This window comes from Sulfolobus sp. B1, assembly GCF_007050195.1.
Classification (GTDB): Archaea; Thermoproteota; Thermoprotei_A; order Sulfolobales; family Sulfolobaceae; genus Saccharolobus.
Genome location: NZ_QIMI01000142.1, coordinates 1 through 3,877, shown reverse-complemented (window position 1 = coordinate 3,877; position 3,877 = coordinate 1). Strand labels below are relative to the sequence as shown.

General features: G+C 36.8%; 4 protein-coding genes. All 4 read left to right on the top strand.

Annotated features, from left to right (window positions below; translation table 11 throughout):
• Window positions 1-588: DUF3800 domain-containing protein (locus DMP16_RS08445; RefSeq protein WP_143577092.1), on the top strand; the 588-nt coding region annotated here is incomplete at its 5' end.
• Between the two features lie 314 nt (window positions 589-902).
• A complete protein-coding gene (locus tag DMP16_RS08440; RefSeq protein WP_069284246.1) occupies window positions 903-1,409 on the top strand; it encodes a hypothetical protein in 507 nt (168 codons plus the stop codon).
• 489 nt (window positions 1,410-1,898) lie between these two features.
• Window positions 1,899-3,650, top strand: coding sequence for an ATP-binding protein (locus tag DMP16_RS08435; protein ID WP_069284245.1), 1,752 nt, complete (start codon window positions 1,899-1,901; stop codon window positions 3,648-3,650).
• On the top strand, window positions 3,643-3,877 hold a 235-nt coding region (locus DMP16_RS08430), incomplete at its 3' end, for a hypothetical protein (protein ID WP_143577091.1). The genes DMP16_RS08435 and DMP16_RS08430, both read left to right, overlap by 8 nt.

Genomic DNA, 3,877 nt, shown 5'->3' with positions numbered 1-3,877 from the left:
GAGTTCATCTTAGACATGGCTAAAGAGATATCTGGAATGAATCTAAAAATAATATCTGTGATAGTTGAGAAAGAATTAACTAAACTGAATAAGAAGAGCGTAGTTAGGAGGGCGGAAAAAGATATACTGAAAAAGGCATACGAGTTACTATTTGAGAGAATATTTAAGTTTGCAGACAAGAACCGCCATAACGATTGGATATTAATAGTTCATGACATAATTGACGTTATGGACGAGAAGGAAATGTCCAGAGGACAGAGGGAACTAATAGAGTTACTAAATGACGAGTTGAACCACGGCATTTATATAAAGGACATGCCTGCTAAGACCAGAGTATTCACACCGATACTTTTCACATCATCTAAAATGGACTGCTTACAGATATCTGATTTTGTGGGATATATATTAAGGAAGCATTACTTTGGAAACGATAATGAATTTAAGAGGATAGCGGACGAAGCTTTTAAAATCTTATTAAAAGCTTTTGACTCTAAAAGGCAGGTTTTGGACTACAAAGAAAATCCAGAAGAACTTGTGTTAGGATATGGTATAAAACGGTGGAAATTCTATATTTCAAAGTATGGTTAATTGCTAACTAAAATTTTAACTTTAGTTAGACTTACTCTAACCTCCTACCCCTCGTGATATCATCTTTTTTGTCAGAGATCCCTGGTGCAACACCAAGGATCCCCTCATCCAGGTGCATCACCTAACTTATTATTCGCTTTTTAGTCTTTTATTCTTTTCTCTCTCACTCTCTCACAATTCTCACCTCCTCCCCGCCCTACAATCCTGAAATTGATAAGCATAAGATAAAATTTTTATAAAATGAAATCCTTGCCCACACACGTCAGCAACTTCAAATTTAACTATATAAGTCTAAGGAGACATATAGTACAGTGATGCGTAAGCATTATAGAGTATTGATAAGAGTTAAGGATGTAAGGGAGATGATAAGTAAGGAAGATGTTGAAAAGGCTGCATCAAAATACCTTAACATTGATGATAAACCAAAGATAACGTTGAATAACGGTAAGATCGATTTCATAAGCCTTAGGGTCGATTTCAATAATCCTATAAAAGTATTTAAATATAATAACATATGTGAAGCGGTTTCAGTTATAGTAAAATTTCTTGAGGAGTTAGGAATTGTGTGGAAGGTCATTGAAATCTATGAGACTACAACTTATGAAGAAGAGGGAGGAATAATTGCTGGTTCAACAGCCAATTTATCTTCTGCTACTAAGAAAGATTTGCTAATAGCTGTTAGTTCTGCAGTTTTAGGAGGGTTAGCGGGTTATTTAATAGGAGGAAAACTCGAAAAGGTTGAGAAGATAGTCTGTGAATATGAGAATAAGTATGGATTTCCAATACTTGTTTATAAAGGTCTTGAAAATGAGTTTAGATAAGGATACGCAAGGTCACTGAAACACATTTAGAAATATTTGATAGGCTAGAATCATATGAAAATAGATATAAGTTCATTCACCTAGCATCTTGCGTTGAAGAGCTTGCCAAGTACGTTTACCTCTTGGTTCTAAAAAATTGTAGTTAAACGCATTTCACTGACCTCCTCCCCGCCCTAAAGGGTTCTACCGAGGTCTAAAGCGTTACTCCCCTTTAAGGGAGTTACTCCATTTGAAGAAACTAGAAAGGAAAGGGGCTTCTTTAATACGCTTACAATCCTCTTTATTTTTTATTATGTTTAAAGCTACGTTAACATCACTGTGAAGCTTGTGACTTAAAGGACAGTTAATAACAACCCAGGCTTCCTCTCAATCTTAAAGTTATGAAAAGCACAAAGCTTTGAAGTGACTCAGCCCTAAAAGGCGAGGTTTAACGTTCCTCTCTGGATAGCCTTAAAAAAGATTATTATGATTTACCACATATTTATTATTATGATATATAGGGCTAAAGTAGAGGGCGAGGGACTAGCAATAATTAATTTTGATGCTAAAGGTTATAAAGTATATGATGACCACTATAATTTAGTTGGGGCTTTCGCACACAATGGAAAGGTTTACGTAAATGTCGATAAAGGCATAACATATATTTATTTTGTTAAAGATAAGCCTGACACTCTTCCTGATGATAAAGATTTTCTAGTCCATGACTTTAAAGTAGTAAAATATGAGGATTGTAAGAACGCAAAGGAGTTACAAGATTTTGACGGAACGCTAATTAACGGGGAAACTAATACTGCAACCTATTTGTTCACACGTAAGGAAATAGGACCGTCATTTTACTTAGAAGTTGATTACACCTATGAAGGAGAGGGGGATAACCTAATAGTAGGCTTTTTAGCGGAAAGTGAGCCCGATTCTAAAGCTAACTGTAACGGCCAACTCTTAGGTGGTTGCGATAAATATTACGCTAAGGGTAGCTACGCTGTGGGTTTTAACCCTATATACTCTCGAAAATTACAAACCCCTAATAGTCCTATAAAAGATAGTATCGTTTTAGTAAATCCTGATGGGAACTGCGAGCTGTTACCTATTAATATCAATGAGGTTAAAGGGAGACATACCTTAAAGATAGTCTTAAACTACAGCTCACTTACTATCTCTCTTGATAGAGCTGAGTTGCCTCCTATCTATCTTGCGTCAAACAGTAAGCCTGGTCACATATACGTGGTGGGTAATAGCGGTATTTTGACCTCTAAAATAAGAATAAATTCCTTAATCTTATATGATGGTAAATATTTAGGGGTAAAGGAGGTCCAACAGGTAGGGTTTGAGAAAGTCAGAATCAAAAACTTCAAGGGAATTTCAGAGGGAAGCATAGATTTAGGGAAAGTTAACGTCATCATAGGAGCTAATAATGCAGGGAAGACTAGCCTTCTCGAAGCCCTTTACTTGTTAGCCTCTGCAGAGCAAAAACCAGCAGGGTTTAACGACTCCATCGAGCTCCTAGCTTATCTTCACGGTATTGAAAATAACGCGCAAAAGAGTAGGTTCCTTTTCCACTTTTATAACACTCAACTTCCAGTAGAGATAGAGGGAGGAAAAAGGGTAGTTAAGATAACGTATGATAACAACATAATTAAAAGGGTTTTAGAAGGAGATAAGGAGGTCACGAAAGGCGAGCAGAGATCACTATTCATAAATTCGTTGTTACTAAGAAAGTATATCTCATACATTGAAAATAACTGGGAGACAATATCGAACATGACAGACGTAATAAAGGAAGTGATCTCAGACATTAATGAAGTGAACAACGAGGAGTACATACCAACAATAACTTTTGAGCCCTTTGGAGGACAAAACACCTTCTATTTGATGAGATCGGACGGTAAGAGAGTGAGGCTCTTTGACCTAGGAGAAGGACTGCAGATATTCTTGACAGTAAGGCTACTCTATGAGTTCTTGAAGCCTGGGCTAATACTATGGGACGATATAGAGAGCCATCTGAATCCAAAGCTGTTGGGAAGGATAATAGCTTGGTTTGATGATATACCCGGGCAGATTGTGGTCACTACGCATAACCTAGATGTGGCTGAGGACATTGTGGAAACTTTGGGTGCAAGGTGTCTGGCAGTCGACATAAAAAGTGGTGGTAAACTCATCATAAGAGAAATAGAAGACCTTTCAAAATACTTGGAGTTGGGCTTAGACCCAAGAGTGATCGTCAGAGGAGAGACAGTTGGCTAAGGTTAAGTTTTTATTTGGAACAGATTACTCACAATTTTTACAAATATTTAAGGAGCTGAGACGCCACAAACTTAGCTTGAAGGAAACTGGGGAACATACAATAGTTGTTATGGACGGAAGTCTGGACATTAAGATAATATTGCCGCTAATCGCTATTGTTTATACTAAATGTGAAAAGACCATAAACATCATAAAACTTAAGATAAAAGGTATAGATAATTGGCAAA